The sequence below is a fragment of the Jezberella montanilacus genome, from assembly GCF_003003055.1.
GTDB classification, from domain to species: Bacteria; Pseudomonadota; Gammaproteobacteria; order Burkholderiales; family Burkholderiaceae_B; genus Zwartia; species Zwartia montanilacus.
Genome location: NZ_PVTV01000013.1, coordinates 313,801 through 333,236, shown reverse-complemented (window position 1 = coordinate 333,236; position 19,436 = coordinate 313,801). Strand labels below are relative to the sequence as shown.

General features: G+C 52.3%; 19 protein-coding genes. 11 read left to right on the top strand and 8 right to left on the bottom strand.

Annotated features, from left to right (window positions below):
• Position 1: 1 nt before the first annotated feature.
• The 4 genes from urtD to urtA all read right to left on the bottom strand — a co-directional run bounded on the left by urtD (position 2) and on the right by urtA (position 4,955).
• Positions 2-853, bottom strand: coding sequence for an urea ABC transporter ATP-binding protein UrtD (gene urtD, locus BCM14_RS09200; RefSeq protein ID WP_106227760.1), 852 nt, complete (start codon positions 851-853; stop codon positions 2-4).
• A 5-nt stretch (positions 854-858) separates the two neighbouring features.
• Positions 859-1,965, bottom strand: a complete 1,107-nt coding sequence (gene urtC / locus BCM14_RS09195) for an urea ABC transporter permease subunit UrtC (protein WP_106227709.1) — start codon at positions 1,963-1,965, stop codon at positions 859-861.
• Entirely contained in the window at positions 1,965-3,590 is a 1,626-nt protein-coding gene (gene urtB / locus BCM14_RS09190; protein ID WP_106227708.1) for an urea ABC transporter permease subunit UrtB, read from the bottom strand. The genes urtC and urtB overlap by 1 nt, the downstream gene beginning before the upstream one ends.
• A gap of 120 nt (positions 3,591-3,710) precedes the next feature.
• Complete coding sequence (urtA, locus tag BCM14_RS09185) at positions 3,711-4,955, bottom strand: urea ABC transporter substrate-binding protein (protein WP_106227707.1); 1,245 nt, start codon at positions 4,953-4,955, stop codon at positions 3,711-3,713.
• A 288-nt stretch (positions 4,956-5,243) separates the two neighbouring features.
• Here urtA and BCM14_RS09180 point away from each other — a divergent pair, with 288 nt between their 5' ends.
• Entirely contained in the window at positions 5,244-6,242 is a 999-nt protein-coding gene (locus BCM14_RS09180; protein ID WP_106227706.1) for an Ldh family oxidoreductase, read from the top strand.
• Between the two features lie 3 nt (positions 6,243-6,245).
• Positions 6,246-6,992: a YggS family pyridoxal phosphate-dependent enzyme gene (locus tag BCM14_RS09175; protein ID WP_259673516.1), complete on the top strand. Its 747-nt coding sequence runs from the start codon at positions 6,246-6,248 to the stop codon at positions 6,990-6,992.
• A gap of 5 nt (positions 6,993-6,997) precedes the next feature.
• Here the strand turns inward: BCM14_RS09175 and BCM14_RS09170 are convergent, their stop codons facing one another.
• Positions 6,998-7,516 carry a copper chaperone PCu(A)C gene (locus BCM14_RS09170; RefSeq protein WP_106227705.1) on the bottom strand — a complete coding sequence of 173 codons (519 nt, stop codon included), beginning with the start codon at positions 7,514-7,516 and terminating at the stop codon, positions 6,998-7,000.
• Positions 7,517-7,695: 179 nt separating this feature from the next.
• Between BCM14_RS09170 and BCM14_RS09165 the strand changes: the two genes are divergently transcribed.
• The 7 genes from BCM14_RS09165 (at position 7,696) to BCM14_RS09135 (ending at position 16,054) form a co-directional block, all read left to right on the top strand.
• The gene (locus BCM14_RS09165) at positions 7,696-9,663 is read left to right on the top strand and encodes an AMP-binding protein (RefSeq protein ID WP_106227704.1); all 1,968 of its coding nucleotides are present in this window, start codon (positions 7,696-7,698) and stop codon (positions 9,661-9,663) included.
• A 5-nt stretch (positions 9,664-9,668) separates the two neighbouring features.
• Positions 9,669-10,475, top strand: a complete 807-nt coding sequence (locus BCM14_RS09160; protein WP_106227758.1) for an ABC transporter ATP-binding protein — start codon at positions 9,669-9,671, stop codon at positions 10,473-10,475.
• Positions 10,476-10,487: 12 nt separating this feature from the next.
• Positions 10,488-11,417: a branched-chain amino acid ABC transporter permease gene (locus BCM14_RS09155; RefSeq protein ID WP_106227703.1), complete on the top strand. Its 930-nt coding sequence runs from the start codon at positions 10,488-10,490 to the stop codon at positions 11,415-11,417.
• Between the two features lie 19 nt (positions 11,418-11,436).
• Positions 11,437-12,501, top strand: coding sequence for a branched-chain amino acid ABC transporter permease (locus BCM14_RS09150; protein ID WP_106227702.1), 1,065 nt, complete (start codon positions 11,437-11,439; stop codon positions 12,499-12,501).
• Positions 12,502-12,583: 82 nt separating this feature from the next.
• Positions 12,584-13,909: an ABC transporter substrate-binding protein gene (locus BCM14_RS09145; RefSeq protein ID WP_106227757.1), complete on the top strand. Its 1,326-nt coding sequence runs from the start codon at positions 12,584-12,586 to the stop codon at positions 13,907-13,909.
• An 8-nt stretch (positions 13,910-13,917) separates the two neighbouring features.
• A complete protein-coding gene (locus BCM14_RS09140) occupies positions 13,918-14,757 on the top strand; it encodes an ABC transporter ATP-binding protein (protein WP_106227701.1) in 840 nt (279 codons plus the stop codon).
• A gap of 13 nt (positions 14,758-14,770) precedes the next feature.
• Positions 14,771-16,054, top strand: a complete 1,284-nt coding sequence (locus BCM14_RS09135; protein WP_106227700.1) for a phenylacetate--CoA ligase family protein — start codon at positions 14,771-14,773, stop codon at positions 16,052-16,054.
• Between the two features lie 34 nt (positions 16,055-16,088).
• On the opposite strand, the gene azu is transcribed toward BCM14_RS09135, so the two are convergent.
• From azu to dprA, 3 genes are read right to left on the bottom strand one after another with little or no spacing between them, the layout of a single operon-like run.
• A complete protein-coding gene (gene azu, locus BCM14_RS09130; protein ID WP_106227699.1) occupies positions 16,089-16,595 on the bottom strand; it encodes an azurin in 507 nt (168 codons plus the stop codon).
• Positions 16,595-17,503: a hydroxymethylglutaryl-CoA lyase gene (locus BCM14_RS09125; protein WP_106227698.1), complete on the bottom strand. Its 909-nt coding sequence runs from the start codon at positions 17,501-17,503 to the stop codon at positions 16,595-16,597. Before BCM14_RS09125 ends, azu begins: the two co-directional genes overlap by 1 nt.
• Positions 17,504-17,539: 36 nt before the next feature.
• Entirely contained in the window at positions 17,540-18,451 is a 912-nt protein-coding gene (gene dprA / locus BCM14_RS09120) for a DNA-processing protein DprA (protein ID WP_106227697.1), read from the bottom strand.
• A 151-nt stretch (positions 18,452-18,602) separates the two neighbouring features.
• Between dprA and def the strand changes: the two genes are divergently transcribed.
• The gene (gene def, locus BCM14_RS09115; protein WP_106227696.1) at positions 18,603-19,115 is read left to right on the top strand and encodes a peptide deformylase; all 513 of its coding nucleotides are present in this window, start codon (positions 18,603-18,605) and stop codon (positions 19,113-19,115) included.
• Positions 19,115-19,411, top strand: a complete 297-nt coding sequence (locus BCM14_RS09110) for an SWEET family sugar transporter (protein ID WP_106227695.1) — start codon at positions 19,115-19,117, stop codon at positions 19,409-19,411. The genes def and BCM14_RS09110 overlap by 1 nt, the downstream gene beginning before the upstream one ends.
• Positions 19,412-19,436: the final 25 nt, after the last annotated feature.

The following is a 19,436-nucleotide window of genomic DNA, read 5'->3' as shown; positions in this document are numbered from 1 at the left end:
GCTAGCGCCCTAAATACACTTCGATGACACGTTCGTCGCTTTGCACTTGCGCCATGGTGCCTTCGGCCAAAACAGAGCCTTCGCACAACACCGTGACTTTGCCTTGTTGGGCAATCTGAGTCACAAAATCCATGTCATGTTCAACCACCACCAGTGAATGCTTGCCGCGCAGATCGTTCAGTAATTCACCTGTGCGCTCAGTTTCTGCGTCAGTCATGCCGGCAACCGGCTCATCCAACAACAGAAGCAGAGGCTCTTGCATGAGCAGCATACCGATTTCTAGCCATTGTTTTTGTCCGTGAGAAAGCAGACCGGCCTCACGTTGATATTCGCTGGTTAAACGCAATAGCTCGAGCGTTTCACCGATCTTGTCCCGCTGCTCGCCGGACAGGCGCGAGAACAAAGTAGATTTAACACCCTTGTTCATTTTCATGGCGAGTTCAAGATTTTCGAACACAGTGTGTTGTTCAAAAACAGTCGGCCGTTGAAACTTTCTGCCAATGCCGATATCTGCGATTTGAGACTCGTGCATTTTGGTGAGATCAATGCTTTGACCAAAGAATGCGGTGCCGGATGTGGGTTTGGTTTTACCCGTGATGACATCCATCATGGTTGTTTTGCCCGCGCCATTGGGGCCGATGATGCAACGCAATTCACCAACACCAATATCGAGCGACAAATCGTTCAGTGCTTTAAACCCGTCAAATACAACACTGATTGATTCTAGATAGAGGATGGCACCATGAGTAGTGTCAACGCCGCGAGTTTTAAAGCGGCCATAGGAGGCCTCCCCGCCTGCGCTGGCGTCCTGACTATTTGATGAGTGCGGATTCGTCGTATGTGAAGTTGTCATGATGCTCACGCCTTATCCTGACGGGTGATGCGACGGATCAGTCCGACGATGCCCTGGGGCAAAAACAAGGTGACGAGTACAAAAATCAGGCCAAGTGCATAGAGCCAGAACTCGGGTAAAGCACTGGTGAACCAAGTCTTAAGGCCGTTGATCACGCCTGCGCCGATGATTGGGCCGATAAGGGTGCCGCGACCACCTGTTGCGACCCAAATCACCATTTCGATTGAGTTTTCTGTCGACATTTCGCCTGGATTGATGATGCCAACTTGTGGCACATACAGAGCCCCCGCCACGCCGCAAATCATGGCTGAGACGGTCCATACAAATAACTTGAAGCCGAGGGGCTCATAGCCCAAAAAACGCAGCCTGCTCTCAGCGTCACGAACCGCGGTCAGCACTCGACCCAATTTGGATTTGGTGATCGCACGACCCAAAATCAAGGCGCTTGTAAGCGCTAAGAGCGATGCCCAATAAAGCACTGCGCGCGTTTGAGGTGAGGTGATATCAAACCCCAGAATACGTTTGAAGTCCGTAAACCCATTGTTGCCGCCAAACCCAGTTTCGTTGCGAAAAAACAGCAGCATTGCAGCAAAAGTAAGCGCTTGCGTAATGATAGAAAAATACACACCCTTGATTCGAGACCTGAAGGCGAAGAAACCAAATATAAAGGCCAACAAACCGGGTACAAGCAAAATCAACAGTAGGGCATACCAAAAATGCTCGGTATACGACCAGAACCAGGGGTAGGACTTCCAGCTTAGGAAAGTCATGAAATCTGGCACGATGTCTGGCGATGCTTTGCCAGAGCGCATCAGATACATGCCCATACCATAGCCGCCAAGCGCAAAGAACAGGCCGTGACCGAGCGACAAGATGCCGGCATAGCCCCAGACGAGATCCAGAGCGAGGGCAGCCATTGCATAGCAGGTGAATTTGCCAATCAAGCTGATTGCATAGCTTGAAACGTGCAAAGCATGTCCCTCAGGAAAGCTCAAATTCAGTATTGGCAGCGAGGCAAATAAGGCCAGCACCATAATCAGCGCCAGCCAGGCCTTGGGGCTAAAGAGGCCATCCATCGAACGAGGGCGAAGGTTTAAGGATAAGGCGGTCATTATTCGGCACTCCTGCCTTTCGGTGCGAATAGACCTTGCGGGCGCTTCTGCACAAACAGGACAATAAATAACAAGATCGCGATTTTGGCGATTACCGCGCCCCAGAAGGGCTCAATGAATTTGTTGAGCATACCCAGACCCATTGCTGCGACTACGGTGCCGGCCAGTTGGCCGACGCCACCCAAAACCACCACCATGAAAGAGTCAACGATATAACCCCGACCCAAGTCAGGCCCGACGTTGCTCAATTGCGATAAGGCCACCCCTGCAAGGCCTGCGATGCCAGCGCCGAGGCCGAAGGCAAGCATATCGATCTTTCCAGTCGCGACCCCTACGCAATCAGCCATCCGCCGATTTTGAGTAATGGCTCGAACAAATAAGCCTAAGCGTGTGCGATTCAGCACCAACCAGACAATGCCTACGACACATAAGGCAAAGGCGATGATGACCATGCGGTTGTAGGTGAGCACTAAGTTACCCAAGACGGTGACCCCCCCTGACATCCAGCTGGGGTTGGCCACTTCGACGTTCTGTGCCCCAAAAAAACTACGAACCGCTTGCATGAGCATCAGACTGATACCCCAAGTTGCAAGCAGTGTCTCAAGGGGGCGGCCATAAAGCCAGCGGATTACGGTTCGCTCGAGTGCCATACCCACAAGTGCTGTAACGAGAAAGGCAACAGGTAATGCTGCAACGAGATACCAATCAAGCATGCCAGGTAAATAGGCCTTAAATAAAGATTGCACGACATAGGTTGAGTACGCGCCAATCATCAGAAGTTCGCCATGAGCCATGTTGATGATGCCCATTAAGCCAAACGTGATGGCGAGCCCCAGCGCGGCAAGTAATAAGACACTGCCTAAGCTGATGCCAAAAAATATATTCCCGACCCAAGCAACGATTGTCTGATGCCGGTCAATCTGATTGATCGCTGTTTCAGCGGCAAGACGGACATCGTTTTCAGGTTCGTTAAATTTACCGTTTGCATCTTTCTGTAGCATGGCTGCCAAGATTGGCCTAAAGCCGGCATCACCGCTTTCTCCCAGGGTGAAAGCGGCTTGGCGACGCGCGGCAGTATCGCCGCCCTTGATGGTTGACGATGCCAGGGCAATTTTCAAGGCTTGTTTGATCTGGGGGTCCTGTTCTTTCTCTAAGGCTTTGCTGATGATCGGTGAGCGCGAAGCATCAGCTTCTTTTTGTAAGCGCATCACTGCAGCTAAACGGACTGCTGCTGAGGGAGAATACAGTTCAGCGCTTGCCTGAGCCGCTTGCAGGGCACGTCGCAGTCTGTTGTTGATCGTAATGGTGTCGGCGCCAGCAGGGGTATCTATCGAGTTACCAGTCGCGGGGTCGTAGGCCTTGCCGCCGTCTTGTGAAATCAGGATCGTGCCGTCAGTGGTGACGAATACCTTGTCGTTACCAAGCGCTTCTAAAATCGCCGCCGCGCCCGGGTTGGTAAGTTGCCCCAGTGCAGTGATAGATTCGATCTTCTCGTTGTTGTTGTCGCTCGCCAATCCCGCCAGGATCGTTTTCTCGACCAGATCCAGCGCCATGACCGCATGCATGGGCAAAATCAGAAGCATGATGAGCAACAGCCGTTGCCAGGAGGGGTAAATCGACTTCATTGGTTTGCGGTCTCATATTTTTTTAATGACGCCGTGTAGGTTAACTCGGAACAAACCCCTGCGGGGCTTGTTCCGATACTCAACAAACAGCTTTGCTTAAACAATCTGACTCAACCAACCTTACTCAGGCTTGCCACCGTTAACGAATGGGCTCCAAGGTGCAGCTTGAACGGGCGCTTTGGTTTTCCAGACAATCTTGAACTGACCGTCAGCCTGCACTTCGCCAATGTAGACTGGCTTATGCAAGTGATGATTGGTTTCGTCCATTTTGATCGTGAAGCCATCAGGTGCCGCGAAAGTTTGACCGCTCATTGCAGCGATAACTTTGTCGGTGTCTGTTGACTTAGCTTTCTCAACAGCTTGTTTCCACATGTGCATCCCGACGTAGGTTGCTTCCATTGGGTCGTTGGTTACAGCCGTTGCGTAGTTAGGCAGGTTTTTGGCTTTAGCGTAGGCCTTGTACTGAGCAACGAACTTGTCGTTGACTGGGTTCTTGAGTGACTGGAAGTAGTTCCAGGCAGCCATTTGACCAACCAGTGGCTTGGTGTCCACGCCACGCAGTTCTTCTTCACCCACTGAGAAGGCTACGACAGGCACGTCAGTTGCTTTCAGGCCAGCGTTACCCAGTTCTTTGTAGAAAGGAACGTTTGAATCACCATTGATGGTTGAAACGACAGCAGTTTTGCCGCCCTGTGAGAAGGCTTTGACATTGGCAACAATGGTTTGATAATCAGAGTGACCGAACGGTGTGTAGGTCTCCATGATGTCGCTTTCTTTGACGCCTTTGCTGAGCAAGAATGCGCGCAAGATTTTGTTGGTTGTACGTGGGTAAACGTAGTCAGTACCCAACAGAACCCAACGCTTGGCGCTGCCACCATCTTCGCTCATCAGGTATTCAACGGCAGGGATAGCTTGTTGGTTAGGTGCTGCGCCGGTGTAAAACACGTTCTTTTCAAGTTCTTGGCCTTCGTATTGCACTGGGTAGAACAACAGGCTGTTCAGCTCTTTGAACACGGGCAATACTGATTTACGTGATACGGATGTCCAGCATCCGAAGACCACTGAAACTTTGTCTTGTGAAATCAGGCCGCGTGCTTTCTCAGCAAACAAAGGCCAGTTTGATGCGGGGTCAACAATCACAGGCTCGAGTTTCTTGCCCATAACGCCGCCAGCAGCGTTGATCTCGTCAATGGTCATCAACGCGACATCTTTCAGCGCTGTTTCAGAGATAGCCATCGTGCCAGACAAAGAGTGCAAAATACCTACTTTGATCGTACCTTCAGCGGCAAAAGACTGAGGCATCCAACCAGCCATTGCCAATACGCTGGCAGCTGTAACTTGTTTAAGAACTAATCTGCGGTTCATTATTAGTGCTCCTACGACAAAATGTGCCGGCTTGGCCGGTCGGGTTGAACTTACAATACCTAGCGAGAGAGTCGCTCAGGTTGATTGGCTACAAGCAAGGCTCGTGCCAGATTTTTGATTTGTCTATGCGTCGAATGACGTACAACCCAAAGTTGAGTGTGAGCAAGATATGAATAAGCCAATTAGCAAGCGCTGTTTTGCACCAAAATCGCCAATAATCACCGTTGTGGTGCGAAACGCACAGAACTGGGCGCGAATTTCGCCTGAAAAGGTGCGGGAGGCAGTGAAATGAAAGTGGCGATCACCGAATTACAGACCCTGGTCGCGGATCAGTTAAGGCGTGCAGGGGCCAATCAGCTTATGGCTGACTCAACCGCTCGCTCGCTGGTGCTGGCTGAAGCGCAAGGATTGAGTTCGCACGGCTTGTCAAGAGTGGCGCAATATGTCAGTCACTTGCGTAACGGCCGCGTATATGGTGAGGCTATTCCGACGGTTCTCAATCGTAAAGGGGGTGCCTTACTCATAGACGCCGAAGAAGGTTTGGCATTTGCCGCTTGCGAGCTTGCTGTGCGCGAGGCGGTCGAGGCAGCAAAGCAGTTCGGTGTTGCGCTGGTGGGCGTCGCGCGCAGCCATCACTGCGGGGTGGTGGTGGATCATCTGAGTGCCGCCGCTGAGGCTGGGATGGTGGGGTTGGGTTTCGCCAATTCGCCCGCGGCCATGCCAGCAGCAGGTGGTCGACACGCAATCTTTGGTACTAACCCCATCGCGGCTGTGTTCCCGCGTCGGGATAAAAGCCCGTTGGCTATCGACTTGAGTTTGAGCGAAGTTGCCCGTGGCAAATTGATGGTCGCCGCCAAAGAAGGGCGATCGATTCCCCTGGGCTGGGCGCTTGACGCTCAAGGCCAACCAACGACTGATCCTAAAGCGGGGTTAGAAGGATCCATGCTCCCACTGGGGGCTGCGTCGTCGCCCAAGGGTGCCATGTTGGCCTTGATTGTTGAGCTGTTGGTCACTGCCCTGATAGGAGGAAAATTCGGTTTTGAAGCCTCGAGCTTTTTTGTCGACGAGGGAAATCGACCAGGGATTGGACAGGCATTTATCGTAATTGATCCTGGAGCGTTAGCTGGAAACGACCAATATCTGGATCGGATCGAGGTGCTTGTGTCTGAGATGCTGGTGGATGAGAGCGTGCGCTTACCAGGCGCCCGACGCGAAGCCCTCAAATTGCAAGCCCAGACGCAGGGCATTGAAGTACCAGACGCATGGCTTGAAGCCTGGAGAACCTGACCGATGATGAATCCAAACGCAGCTCCCAACTCACTAGAAAATCCTGTCGCCGATACGATGGCAAATCGTATTGCGGCTATCCGTCAAAGAATTGACCACGCGTGCGCGCGGGTTGGACGCAATCCAGCCGAGGTTGTTTTGTTGCCGGTCAGCAAAACGTTTGATGAGTCTGCCATCCGAGAAGCCGTCGGTCTGGGTTTCCATCGCTTTGGCGAAAACCGCACACAAGAGATTGCCCAAAAAACGCCTGTCCTGCTCGATTGTGCAATCGAATGGGTCGTCATCGGACAACTGCAGACGAACAAAGCAAAGGAGGTTGCCAAACTTGCGAGCGAGTTGCAGTCGCTCGATCGGCTCGAATTAGCCGAAGCACTTGAGCGCAGATTACAACTTGAGGGACGCTCGATCGATGTGCTGGTACAGGTAAAAACGTCGCCCGAAGAATCAAAGGCAGGGCTCGACCCAGCGCATCTTCAGGACTTTTTACAACAACTCGCTCAGTTTCAAACCCTGAAAGTAAAGGGCTTGATGACGATGGCTGAATTGACGCCTGACCAGACAGCCGTCAGAGCCTGTTTCACCAAGCTGCGAATGCTGCGTGATCAAGCCGCACAAGAGGCTCCTGCGGGCATCGAGCTAGCAAGGCTGTCCATGGGCATGAGCGGGGACTTTGAATTGGCCATAGAAGAAGGTTCAACGGAAGTCCGGATTGGCTCAGCAATCTTTGGTTCGCGAACCAAGCCGATCTAGGATTTTCAAGGCTTCATGCCAGACATTTGCTCATGTCCGCCATGCATTTGATGCCCAGAGGCCGCACTCGGGTTGTAGGTTGCTGGCTTGACATCAAAAGTGACCGACACCTCGCCTGCCTGCTCAAACTTCAAGGTGACGGGCACAGCAGTGGCAGGCTTAAAACCGGTCGCCAACTGTAAAAACATGATGTGATACCCGCCTGGAGCGAAGGTCACCGAGCCGTTAGCGGGAATCGACACGCTGCTGACTTCGCGCATTTTGGCATTGCCGCCTTCACTTACTACCTCGTGGATTTCCAGTTTGCCGGCAGCAGTCGACGAGGCACTGAGCAGCCTGTCGTCCTTGCCAGTGCCGTTCGCGATGGTGAGATAACCTGCTCCGTTTGTCTGCCCGGGAACCGATGCACGCACCCACGCCTGCGAGATCGTCAACTCGCTGGTTTTGCTTGAATCCGCTGCTAAAGCAGCACTGGTGAAGCCAACAATCAAAAATAAACCGGATACGGCGGTAAAAATGCGCATAGGTGTTCTCCTAAAACTGAATATTAACGGACAGCCATCGTGACGCATCGGGGATACCCTAGGTCTGACGATAACGGCCCCTTCATTAGGGTCTTGCATAATAGTTAGATACTTGACGGCGTAGTAAAAAGATCCCTATTGAAGATCGGCATAAAAAAGATAAATAGAGGCGACCAGTTTTGATCAGCAGCGTATCCAGGACCGTAACAAGATCCAATACCTTTGCAGGGCTATTGTTGGAGCACGCGCGCGACAGAGCCAGTCGTCCTGCTTTGCGCGAAAAAAATCTGGGTATCTGGCGGACATTTACCTGGGCGGATGTTTATGAAAACGTGCAGAAGCTTGCACATGGCTTAGTTGGTCTGGGGGTGGCAAGAGGGGATCACGTTGGCGTCATCGGCGAAAACCGACCCGAGCTTTACATGGGCATGATGGCTGCTCAGGCCCTTGGGGCTATTCCAGTGCCGCTGTATCAGGACGCGGTCGCTCAAGAGATGGTTTATGTGCTGCAGGATGCCGCCATCGCCGTTGTCTTGGTTGAGGATCAAGAGCAAGTCGACAAGATGCTTGAGATTAGCACTCAATGCCCAACCCTCAAGCACATTGTGTACGAAGATCCCCGGGGATTAAGGCACTACAAGGACGACGGGCTCATCTCGTTCAAACAATTGCTTGAACGCGGTGAGAAGCACCAAGCCGCACATGTCGAGCTTTTTGCAAAATCTGTGGCGGCCAATAGGCCTGAAGATACCGCCGCCATGTTCTATACCTCTGGCACGACAGGCAAGCCCAAAGGGGTCGTGCTAACCAATTACGCCTTGATCGACCGAGCTCGGGCGGTTGAAGTGATGGAAGGGCTGACAGACAGAGAGGATGTGCTCGCCTACTTGCCCCCTGCATGGATTGGCCAGAACATGTTCTCCTACACCCAACTGCTGGTGACGGGCTTTACGGTCAATCACCCCGAATCGCCTGAAACCGTCATGATCGATTTGCGTGATATCGGGCCAACTTATTATTTCGCCCCACCGCGCGTGCTTGAAGGCTTGCTCACGCAAGTGATGATCCGCATGGAAGACGCGGGTCACCTGAAAAAGAGACTCTATCACTGGGCGATGGGCGTGGCGAAAAGGATTGGCGCAAAAATATTAGATGAAGACCCCGTTGGCTGGATGAACCGAATCCTCTACCAAATCGGTGACCTCACGATTTATGGCCCGCTCAGAAATTCACTTGGCATGAGCCGAGTGCGCATTGCCTACACGGCCGGCGAAGCAATTGGGCCTGATCTGTTTGTGTTCTATCGGTCGATAGGCATCAACCTCAAACAGTTGTACGGTTCGACTGAAACTTCGGTTTTTGTCTGTGTTCAACCCAACGGACAAGTCAAAGCCGATACGGTCGGACCACCTGTGACCGGTGTTGAAATCCTCGTCGCCGAAAATGGCGAGATCATGCTCAAGAGCCCAGGCTTGTTTAAAGAGTACTACCGCAATGAGGCTGCAACGCGAGAGGCGTTCACGCTTGATGGCTGGTTTCGCACCGGCGATGCGGGCTATCTTGACGATACAGGGCACCTCAAGATCATCGACCGTGCCAAAGATGTTGGCAAGCTGGCCGGTGGCGGGTTGTTTGCACCCAAGTACATTGAGAACAAGCTGAAATTTTTTCCGTATATCAAAGAAGCGGTCGCCTTTGGGGCCGATCGCAATGAGGTGTGTACTTTCATCAATATTGACTTGGAAGCTGTCGGCAACTGGGCTGAACGCAGAGGCTTAGCCTACGCAGGCTATACAGATCTGGCGCAAAGAGACGAGGTCTATCAGCTCATAGCTGACTGCGTCGAACAGGTCAATCGTGATTTGTGCGATGACGCAAAGCTATCCGAATCTCAAGTAAGCCGCTTTCTTATCCTGCATAAGGAATTAGACCCTGATGATGATGAGCTGACACGGACACGCAAAGTCAGACGTGCCTTCATTGCAGAAAAATACGCCGTGCTTGTCGATGCACTTTTCAATGGATTGGACCATCAATACATTGAAACCGAGGTCAAATTCGAAGATGGCCGAAAAGGGACGATAGCCGCCGATCTCAAGATCAAGCTCGTTGCACGTTCGCAAACTGAATTGAGGCAAGCGGCATGAGCATGATGAACGAAATAGAACAGTCTGCTACGACTCGTCAGATCGGCGATGTCATTCTCGAACTACAGAATATCTCGTTGTCTTTTGGCGGGGTCAAAGCACTGACAGATATTTCGTTTAATGTCCGTGAGCATGAGATTCGCGCCATCATTGGGCCCAATGGGGCGGGCAAGAGTTCAATGTTGAATGTGATCAATGGCGTTTATACGCCTCAGCAGGGCCACGTGAGTCTGGAGGGGGCGACCTTTTCCAGGATGACTCCCCGGCGGGCTGCTGAAATGGGTGTAGCCAGAACGTTTCAAAACCTTGCCTTGTTTAAAGGGATGAGCGTCCTTGACAACATCATGACGGGCAGAAACCTCAGGATGAAATCGGGCGTTTTTGCTCAGGCGTTTCGGATGGGATCGGCCGAGCGTGAAGAAATCGCTCACAGGGAATACGTTGAGACCATCATCGATTTTCTTGAGATACAAGCGTACCGAAAGACACCGGTTGGACGCTTGTCGTACGGTCTGCAAAAGCGCGTTGATCTGGGTCGTGCCCTGGCAATGGAGCCTCGCCTCTTGCTATTGGATGAACCAATGGCGGGGATGAATATTGAAGAAAAACAAGACATGAGCCGCTTCATCCTCGACGTTAACGACGAATTCGGCACGACAATCGTATTGATCGAGCATGATATGGGTGTCGTGATGGATATCTCGGACCGGGTGGTTGTTCTGGATTACGGTAAGAAAATCGGTGATGGCACCCCGGATGAAGTGCGCCAGAATGCAGATGTGATTCGCGCCTATCTTGGCGTGGCGCACTGAGGTTGATGAAACATGTCATTTTTTCTTGAGACCTTATTTGGTGGCTTGATGAGCGGGATGCTGTATTCGCTCATCGGCTTGGGCTTTGTCTTGATTTTTAAGGCTTCGGGCGTGTTTAATTTCGCGCAAGGCGCGATGGTCTTGGTAGCCGCCTTGTCGATGGCGCGCTTTTCAGTCTGGATACCTCACTGGCTGGGCTTTGATCACTTGATCCTCGCGAACGTGCTTGCGTTTATCGTCAGCGCAGGCGTCATGTGGCTGATGGCCGTTGCCATTGAACGGCTAGTACTGCGGCATCTGGTTAACCAGGAGGCCACCACGCTATTGATGGCAACGCTTGGCATCGCTTATTTTCTTGAAGGCTCTGGTCAAATCGCTTTTGGCTCTTCGGTCTACAGCGTCAACGTCGGCATGCCAAAAGAGCCAGCATTTATTCTTGATTCGGTTTTTCAAGGCGGCCTGTTGATCAATCTTGAGGATCTGACTGCAGCGCTGATCTCTGCTCTATTGGTCGCGGGTCTTGCGTTATTTTTTCAAGTGACCGCGACAGGCCGTGCACTGAGGGCTGTCGCTGATGATCATCAGGCGGCACAGTCGATCGGCATCCCACTCAACAAAATATGGGTAATTGTCTGGACCGTTGCCGGGCTGGTTGCTTTGGTGGCAGGCATCATCTGGGGATCGAAATTTGGCGTCCAATTCACCTTGGCGACGGCAACCTTAAGGGCGCTTCCCGTCGTCATCCTGGGCGGCTTAACGTCGGTGCCGGGTGCCATCATTGGTGGTTTGCTGATTGGCGTGGGAGAGAAGTTATCCGAGGTGTACATCGGACCTATGGTGGGGGGCGGGATCGAGATCTGGTTTGCCTATGTCCTGGCCTTGGTGTTTTTGTTGTTCAGGCCGCAGGGTCTGTTCGGCGAGAAAATCATCGACCGAGTCTGAGGATCAAGGATAAGCAACCATGTTCTATCGCGAAAACGGCCAATTTAAAACAACATATCGAGCGGATCAGCAGATTTTTCCGATCAGGCAAGATCGTGTCTTCATGGCGGTATTGTTGCTGATCGCTTTTTTAGTCGTGCCTTTCCTGGCGTCGGATTATTTTCTTAAAGCGATCTTGATTCCGTTTCTAATCTTGTCGCTTGCTGCAGTTGGGTTGAATATTCTGGTTGGCTATTGCGGCCAGATATCGCTGGGTAGCGGTGCCTTCATGGCGGTAGGTGCCTATGCCGCATGGAACATCGCGGTGAGATTGCCTTTTGTACCGTTGGTGTTTCAAATACTGATTGGTGGCTTTTTCGCGACGTTGATTGGTGTGCTGTTCGGTATTCCGAGCCTACGCATCCGCGGACTTTATTTAGCGGTCGCCACCCTGGCGGCTCAGTTCTTCGTTGATTGGGCTTTTTTACGTATTCCATTCTTTACCAATAACTCATCGTCCGGCAGCGTATCGATTCCCGCATTGTCAGCCTTCGGTCTGTCCCTTCAAACCGCGTCAGCCAAATATTTGTTCGTCTTGTCATTTGTGGTTGTGTTTGCACTTGTTGCCAAAAATCTCGTGAGAGGAGCAATTGGAAGAGAGTGGATGGCCATTCGGGATATGGACGTTGCTGCAGCCGTGATTGGCATCAGACCGATGCATGCGAAGCTCACTGCCTTCGCTGTGAGCTCGTTTATCGTGGGCGTCGCAGGGGCCTTATGGGGATTTTTGCATCTGGGGTCCTGGGAGCCTTTGGCGTTTGACCTTAATCGCTCGTTTCAATTGTTGTTCATGGTCATTATTGGCGGTTTAGGCTCAATCGTCGGCAGCTTCTACGGTGCCGCGTTTATCGTGTTGATTCCAGTCTTTTTGAATCGTATTCCTGCTTGGTTTGGTCTTTCAATTGCTGTGGACATTGCGACACATATTGAACAGATGATTTTCGGGGCGTTGATCGTGTTTTTCTTGATCGCTGAGCCGCATGGGTTGGCACGACTCTGGACTATCGGTAAAGAGAAGCTTCGGATTTGGCCGTTTCCACATTGAGTATTGGCGTTTTAATTTTATGTATCCGGCGAAGATCGGTTTAATTCAACATCGTGTTTTAGCGCATCAAATGGAGATACACATGAAAGTAAAAAGAATCAAAACATTGGTGACCGGGTTAGCTCTGGCAGGTGGCTTGCTTGCCTTATCTGCACCGGCCATGGCAGATGAACAGTTTGTGCCTTTGCTGACTTATCGCACAGGTTCGTTCGCGCCCTTGGGTATCCCATGGGCGGATGGCAAGATGGATTATCTCAAGTTGGTCAATGCCCGAGGCGGTATTAACGGCGTGAAAATCATTTTTGAAGAATGTGAGACTGCTTATGCAACCGACCGTGGCGTTGAGTGCTACGAGCGACTGAAAGCGCACGCACCGACAGGTGCCTCAGCCTATGATCCTCAGTCTACGGGGATTACCTTCGCCGTAAGCGATAAAGCCCCTGGCGATAAAGAGCCGATTCTGACGGTTGGCTACGGCTTGTCGCAATCGACCGACGGTTCGGTGTTTCCGTGGAACTTTCCGCTGCTTGGCACCTACTGGACCGCAGCTGACATAATGATTCAGGATATCGCCAAGAAAGAGGGCGGTATGGACAAACTTAAAGGCAAAAAAATAGCCTTGGTCTACCATGACTCGCCCTATGGCAAAGAGCCTATCCCGTTGCTCCAGAAACGCGCGCAGCTGCTTGGCTTTGAGTTTCTGCCTTACCCCGTCACCGCCCCAGGCGTTGAGCAAAAATCGACTTGGTTGCAAATTCGCCAGAACAAGCCTGACTATGTCCTGCTCTGGAGCGCTGGCATCATGACGCCTACCGCACTGCGTGAAGCGCAAGGGGTTGGCTATCCGCGCGAGAAGATGTACGGCATTTGGTGGGCCGGTTCAGAAGGTGATGTGAAGGATCTCGGTGCAGTGGCAAAAGGTTACAACGTCATTACGATCGCCAATAGCGTTGCTAAAGGCAAGGTTCACGATGAGCTAAAGGCTAAGGTCTATGACAAGGGTGACGGTACGGATACTGCAGGTAACACCGTCGGAACCCTTGCCCACACGCGCGGCATGATCATCTCTATGCTGACCGTCGAAGCCATTCGGACTGCGCAAGAGAAATACGGGAAAGGTAAATCCGTGACACCAGAGCAGGTTCGTTGGGGCCTGGAGCATCTTGATCTGACACAAGCTCGGTTAGATGAAATCGGTTTCACCGACATAATGCGTCCTGTCAAAACATCCTGCTCCAACCATACGGGCGATGACTGGGCTCGTATCGTGCAGTGGGACGGGGCGAAGTTCCAACTCGTATCGGATTGGTATCGCTCTGACAAAGCCGTGATTGAACCTTTGATCAAAGAGGCTGCAGCCAAATATGCCAAAGACAAAAATGTCACACCAGTAACTTGCACGGACTAAGGTAAGCGATGACAGCCACTTCGAGTCCCTCACTTAGCCCATCCGGTGCCGTCCTACTCGACGTCAACGGTATTGAGGTGATTTATAACCACGTCATACTGGTGTTAAAAGGGGTTTCGTTGGTGGTACCCGAAGGCAAGATCGTCGCTTTGCTTGGCGCCAATGGTGCCGGCAAAACGACGACGTTACGAGCAATCTCCAACCTGTTGCGGGCAGAACGTGGCCATGTGACCAAGGGCGATATTACCTACCGGGGTGAGCGCATTGAAAGCCTCTCGCCAGCGGATCTGGTGCAGCGCGGCGTGGTGCAAGTCATGGAGGGCAGACATTGCTTTGCCCACCTGAGTATTGAGGATAATTTATTGACGGGGGCTTACACACGTCAGTTATCGAGAGCGGATTTGGCCATCGCGCTTGAACGCGTCTATGCATACTTCCCCAGATTAAAGCAGCGTCGCACCAGCCAGGCAGGCTACACCTCGGGAGGTGAGCAACAGATGTGCGCGATTGGTCGGGCCTTGATGGCGCAGCCCAGTATGATTCTGCTGGATGAGCCATCCATGGGCTTGGCCCCGCAGATCGTCGAAGAAATATTTGAAATCGTCAGAGATTTGAATCAACGCGAGCGGGTCAGTTTTTTACTCGCTGAGCAAAATACCAACGTTGCGCTGCGTTACGCCGACTATGGGTATATTCTCGAAAACGGTCGTGTCATGATGGACGGCACAGCCGAAGACTTGGCCGCTAACGAAGATGTCAAAGAGTTTTATCTGGGCATCTCAAGTGGCGCGCGCAAGAGTTTCAAGGATACCAAGTTCTATCGTCGCCGCAAACGGTGGTTGGCGTAACACGGGATTTAACATGACAGATTTTTATGATTCAGCTGAGACACGTCATCAGGCTGAACGCGAGCAGGCATTACTGCTTGCCCTGCCGCACGCGTTAAGACATGCCGTTGCCAATGCCCCAGCGGTTGCGCGGCAATTACAAGGCGTGGACGCCACGCACATCCACACCCGTGAAGCCTTGAGCCAATTGCCAGTGATTCGTAAGTCGGATTTGCTGACGCTGCAGACTGAAGCTCGCATGGGGGGCGCAGCGTTTGAGGTGCAACGAGATGTTCGTGAACGAGTATTTGGCGGGTTTTCCGCCGTTGGGTGGGGATCGAAGACCCGGAGGGTCTTTGCCTCGCCAGGGCCACTTTACGAGCCCGAGGGCTCAACGCCCGATTATTGGCGGTTTGCGCGTGCGCTGTTCGCAGCGGGGTTCAGGTCTGGCGATCTGGTGCACAACTGCTTCTCGTATCACTTTACGCCCGCAGGTTCAATGTTTGAGACCGCAGCTCATGCACTGGGTTGTACGGTGTTCCCAGCTGGGGTTGGGCAAACTGAACAGCAAGTGCAAGCCATTCTGGATTTAGAACCCTCTGGCTACACCGGCACGCCAAGCTTTCTCAAAATCATCCTTGAAAAAGCGGATGAACTCGGCGTGAACTTGCCATCGATTAAACGTGCACTGGTGTCGGGTGAAGCTTTTCCGCCTTCCTTGCGAGATTGGTTCATCGCTAGAGATATTCAGGCCTATCAAGCCTATGGCAGCGCCGATCTGGGCATGATTGCGTACGAGACGTCAGCACGTGACGGGCTTGTCCTGAGCGAGGATTTACTGCTTGAAATCGTCAGGCCAGGAACGGGTGCTGTACTGCCCGAAGGGGAAGTCGGTGAGGTTGTCATCACCGCGCTTAATACCGCTTATCCGCTCGTTCGGTTTGGTACGGGAGATTTGTCAGCGATTCTGCCTGGCGTGTCGCCTTGTGGTCGCACCAACACAAGAATTCGAGGCTGGCTGGGGCGAGCAGATCAAACCACGAAAGTGCGGGGCATGTTTGTGCATCCCGCGCAGGTCGCACAAGTGATCGCCAGATATCCCGAACTCATCAAAGCAAGACTGGTGGTCAGTGGCAGGATGGGAGCGGATCAGATGACCTTGAAGGTTGAGTGCACTTCTCAACCCCCCGCTCTTGCCACTCGGCTTGAACAAACCGTCCGGGATGTCACGAAGTTGCGCGCGGACATCGAGTTTGTCGACCCGAACCAGCTGCCCAATGACGGCAAGGTCATTGAAGATGTGCGCGCTTACGACTAGGCTGACCCAGCTTCAGTGTGACGCTTTAGCTCGTTTACTCAAGGCGTAAACTGCCTTGCATCAGCGCGGAATGGCCACCGAAGGTGCACTGAAAGGCATAGGTTTCATTGGGTTTCAACTCAGAGACCGAGAACGTGACCTGACTCGTTTCATTTGAGCCGATGACAGGCGTTGCTGCAATCACCCGTTTATCGCCAGGTGCGATGAATTGGTTGTCCAAACCAGCGATCAGGCCATCCTTGGCGACTCTCGGGGCATCAGCCTTAGTCGTCAGAACCCAGTTATGACCCATGGCCGCTTTCGGCAGATGCCCCGTGTGTTTGAGGGTTACTGTGAAGTCCTGGCATGCCTGGGGCACATCAACGTGGTTGGGGATGAAGTGATAGGCGTCGTCGGCCTGAATGGTGACTGAGCAAGTTGCAGCAGCAGAGTTTTTGTCAGTGGCTTGCGCTTGGGTTGCGGCCAAAGAGAAAACTGCCCCCACGACACACGCTAATACCTTCACCACGTTTGCCAGGGCTCGTGTGTTTAAAAATGACATCAGGCAGCTCGTTTCGCAAAGCTAGCGTTACCGGCCCGGCTACCACCCGCCCGATTTAAATGCGATGACATCCACTGGCCGATGTTGACCACCTCATCAAAATCGATTCCAGTATCGATATTCAAACCTCTAAGCAAATACAAGACATCTTCGGTTGCGACGTTGCCGGTCGCACCCTTGGCATAAGGGCAGCCACCCAGCCCGGACACCGAACTATGAAAAATGGTGATCCCCGTCTCAAGCGCTGCCATGATGTTGCCTACAGCCTGCCCATACGTGTCATGAAAATGCCCTGACAGTTTTCTGGGGTCAACGACCTGTGTGACAGCGCTCATGACCTGGGTCACGAGCTTAGGTGTGGCAACGCCAATCGTGTCTGCGATATCGATTTCGTGGCAGCCCATCTGGTCAAACTTCTTGGCGACGGCGACCACCTGGTCTATGGATACGGCTCCCTCATAGGGGCATCCCAACGCACAACTTACTGCAGCACGAAGACGAAGGCCTGAGGCTAAGGCTGCTTGAGCAACTGGCTCAAAGCGCTCGATTGATTCTGCGATCGAACAATTGATGTTTTTGTGCGAAAACGATTCGCTCGCAGCACCAAAAATTACGACTTCGTCCACGCCCGCTCCTTTAGCTGCCTCAAAGCCTTTCATGTTGGGCGTCAGAGCCGAGTAAATCGTGCCGGGTCGACGTTTAATCTGGGCCATCACCTCGGTTGCGTCCGCCATTTGTGGTGTCCATTTTGGCGAGACAAAAGACGCGGCCTCGACATTAACGAAACCAGCGTTACTCAAGCGATTGACTAGTTCGACTTTAATCGACGTATCGATGAACATTTTTTCGTTTTGTAAGCCATCTCGGGGCGAAACCTCAACGACTTTGACGTATTGGGGAAGTGACATGATCGTAAATCTCTCGAGTTAAACAACCTGATCGGATTATGGTTTGCGACGGACTTTGGCTAGCTTACCGTCGGGGTGCCGCGAAACAAGACCTTGCAGTTCAAGTGCTAGCAATTCTGCACCGAGTTGGCCGAAAGACATCCCCGATCGGCGTAATAAGACGTCTTCTGACACTGGATCGTAGCCGATTACTTGAAATAGCGGCGACGGGTTCGCGTCAGGTTCGTTAGTATCGTCGGGTGAGCTTAAATCGAGCCCGCTGACACGGCTTAATTCTGGTGCGAGCTCAGACAGAATATCAGTCGCGTTTTCCACCAGTTTGGCCCCTTGCTGTATTAAGGCGTGCGGGCCGCGTGAGAGAGGCGAGTGTATCGACCCCGGTATCGCAAAGACTTCGCGGCCCATATCGTTCGCTAAACGGGCAGTAATCAGTGAGCCACTTTTGTTAGCTGCCTCTACCACGATCACACCTAGTGCCAGTCCGGCAACAATGCGATTGCGCTTAGGAAAGTTGCGCCCCAAAGGCGGCGTGCCCGGCGCAAACTCGGTCATCAAGAGCCCGCCTTTATTCAAGATGTTTTTGGCAAGACTGAGATGGCAAGAGGGATAGATCACATCCAGACCGCTGCCTAGAACCGCGATGGTACTTGCGCCTGCGTCGCCGGCATCTAACGCGCCGATATGGCTGGCGCCATCGATGCCCTTTGCCAAGCCGCTGACGATGCAAAAGCCATTCATGGCGAGATGTTTAGCAAAGGCGTAGGCATTGTCGAGGCCATCAGGGGTCGGATTGCGAGCGCCGACGATGGCAAGGATACGGCTTTGTAACAGTGCCAAGTTACCGCAAACAAATAGCGTTTTGGGGGCGCCGCTTATTTGTCGGAGTTGCTCTGGATATTCAGGATCGTGAAACGTGAGAATTTGTTGGGATGCAAAAGGTAGGCTCATTGCCCAAGTTTGTCATAGTGCGCGTCCGTGTGAGCGGTTGGCTGGGTAAAAACAACTAGCTATCTTGTCCTAACCAAATCAATTAAAATAAGGACTTACCTTCACTGAACACAATAAAACGCTGCGTCAGACCAGCGCCTTTATGACGACCATGGCACTGCTAGAAATTCTGCATTACCCCGATCCGCGTTTGCACAAGGTTGCCAAACCGGTGGATACGGTCGACGACAGTATTCGCGTCCTGGTACAAAACATGGCTGAAACCATGTACGACGCACCGGGCGTCGGATTGGCGGCAACGCAGGTTAACGTGCATAAGCGAGTCGTTGTCATAGACGTCAGCGAAGAAAAAAACGATTTGCGGGTTCTGATCAATCCAGAAATTTTGGACAAGTCCGAAGAGCAAAAGATTTACGAAGAAGGTTGCTTATCTGTGCCTGACGTTTACGACGATGTCGAGCGTCCTGCTACCGTGCGGGTGCGAGCACTTGATTTATCGGGCGAGTCCTACGAATTCGATGCAGAGGGTTTGTTAGCAGTTTGCGTTCAGCACGAGATCGATCACTTGAACGGCAAGGTTTTTGTGCAGCACCTTTCAATGCTTAAACAAACACGCCTCAAGGCCAAACTCAGAAAAGCCGAGCGCGAAGCGCTTAAAGCCTGATGTCCGGCATCAGCCACGAGACCATTGGTACTATCGGGGCGATCCTCACCACGACAGCTTTCTTGCCGCAAACCGTTAAAGTCATTAGAACTCGCGACACGCAGTCGATTTCTCTCACCATGTACTTGTTGTTTACGACGGGTGTGTGCTTCTGGCTCGTCTATGGCTTGATGATCGAATCCGTGCCGGTGGTGTCCGCAAATCTGATCACGCTTGTTTTTTCAAGCATCATTTTGTTGCTGAAACTAAAAGAGCGCCCTCAGCTCGACTTGAGCGACAAAGATCAAACTGATTAAAAAACAGCTTGCCATTATTTGCTCA

What these genes read in the sequence shown, in the direction of transcription:
- BCM14_RS09160 (WP_106227758.1), top strand. Translation starts at nt 9,669, where the DNA reads ATGAACGAAATAGAACAGTCTGCTACGACTCGTCAGATCGGCGATGTC.
- azu (WP_106227699.1), bottom strand. Translation starts at nt 16,595, where the DNA reads ATGTCATTTTTAAACACACGAGCCCTGGCAAACGTGGTGAAGGTATTA.
- BCM14_RS09140 (WP_106227701.1), top strand. Translation starts at nt 13,918, where the DNA reads ATGACAGCCACTTCGAGTCCCTCACTTAGCCCATCCGGTGCCGTCCTA.
- BCM14_RS09180 (WP_106227706.1), top strand. Translation starts at nt 5,244, where the DNA reads ATGAAAGTGGCGATCACCGAATTACAGACCCTGGTCGCGGATCAGTTA.
- urtB (WP_106227708.1), bottom strand. Translation starts at nt 3,590, where the DNA reads ATGAAGTCGATTTACCCCTCCTGGCAACGGCTGTTGCTCATCATGCTT.
- BCM14_RS09155 (WP_106227703.1), top strand. Translation starts at nt 10,488, where the DNA reads ATGTCATTTTTTCTTGAGACCTTATTTGGTGGCTTGATGAGCGGGATG.
- BCM14_RS09110 (WP_106227695.1), top strand. Translation starts at nt 19,115, where the DNA reads ATGTCCGGCATCAGCCACGAGACCATTGGTACTATCGGGGCGATCCTC.
- BCM14_RS09170 (WP_106227705.1), bottom strand. Translation starts at nt 7,516, where the DNA reads ATGCGCATTTTTACCGCCGTATCCGGTTTATTTTTGATTGTTGGCTTC.
- def (WP_106227696.1), top strand. Translation starts at nt 18,603, where the DNA reads ATGGCACTGCTAGAAATTCTGCATTACCCCGATCCGCGTTTGCACAAG.
- BCM14_RS09135 (WP_106227700.1), top strand. Translation starts at nt 14,771, where the DNA reads ATGACAGATTTTTATGATTCAGCTGAGACACGTCATCAGGCTGAACGC.
- urtC (WP_106227709.1), bottom strand. Translation starts at nt 1,965, where the DNA reads ATGACCGCCTTATCCTTAAACCTTCGCCCTCGTTCGATGGATGGCCTC.
- BCM14_RS09175 (WP_259673516.1), top strand. Translation starts at nt 6,246, where the DNA reads ATGATGAATCCAAACGCAGCTCCCAACTCACTAGAAAATCCTGTCGCC.
- urtD (WP_106227760.1), bottom strand. Translation starts at nt 853, where the DNA reads ATGACAACTTCACATACGACGAATCCGCACTCATCAAATAGTCAGGAC.
- BCM14_RS09150 (WP_106227702.1), top strand. Translation starts at nt 11,437, where the DNA reads ATGTTCTATCGCGAAAACGGCCAATTTAAAACAACATATCGAGCGGAT.
- BCM14_RS09145 (WP_106227757.1), top strand. Translation starts at nt 12,584, where the DNA reads ATGAAAGTAAAAAGAATCAAAACATTGGTGACCGGGTTAGCTCTGGCA.
- BCM14_RS09125 (WP_106227698.1), bottom strand. Translation starts at nt 17,503, where the DNA reads ATGTCACTTCCCCAATACGTCAAAGTCGTTGAGGTTTCGCCCCGAGAT.
- urtA (WP_106227707.1), bottom strand. Translation starts at nt 4,955, where the DNA reads ATGAACCGCAGATTAGTTCTTAAACAAGTTACAGCTGCCAGCGTATTG.
- dprA (WP_106227697.1), bottom strand. Translation starts at nt 18,451, where the DNA reads ATGAGCCTACCTTTTGCATCCCAACAAATTCTCACGTTTCACGATCCT.